We start from the raw sequence: 595 nt of genomic DNA, 5'->3' as shown, positions 1-595 counted from the left end.
CGGCCTGCGGGCAGGCCGTGACCGGATCGTCGCGGCCCCCGGCGCCCCCACCCTGCTCCTGGCCCTGACGGCCGCGGTCGGCGGTGACGTACTGGTGCCACGTCCCTGCGCGGCCTGGTGGGCCCCGCAGGCCCGGCTGCTGGGCAGCTCCGTCTTCCCCGTGGCGACGCCCGCCGAGTGCGGCGGGGTCCCGGACCCCTACGCCCTCCTGGAGACCGTGCGCCGGGTGCGCGCCGAGGGCGGCGACCCCCGGTTGCTCGTGCTGTCCGTGGCCGACGACCCCACCGCCACCGTCGTCCCGCCCGAGGTGCTCCACGAGACGATCGAGGCCGCCGCGGGCGAGGACCTGCACGTGGTCAGCGACGAGACCTGGCGCGACACGCTGCACGGGCAGCAGGACACCGTGCTGCTCAGCCCCGCCGAGATGCTCCCGGAACGGGTCACCGTCCTGACCGACCTCTCCGGGCCGTTCCTGCCGGCCGGCTGGCCCGCGGCGGTCGCCCGCTTCCCCGGCAACGGCACCGGCGGCCTGCTGCGCGACCGCGTCCTGGACGTCCTCACCGCGCTGGGCGCCCGGATCGCCGCTCCCGTCGCG

At 77.8% G+C, this 595-nt stretch carries 1 protein-coding gene; it reads left to right on the top strand.

The features are described 5' to 3' along the window. The coding region (locus tag HO151_RS00865) for an aminotransferase class I/II-fold pyridoxal phosphate-dependent enzyme (RefSeq protein ID WP_173894224.1) at positions 1-595 on the top strand (595 nt) is incomplete at both ends.

This window comes from Streptomyces sp. 8P21H-1 (genome assembly GCF_013302945.1).
Note: the sequence above shows the minus strand (reverse complement) of the source record. Positions and strands in the feature narration are given on the sequence as shown.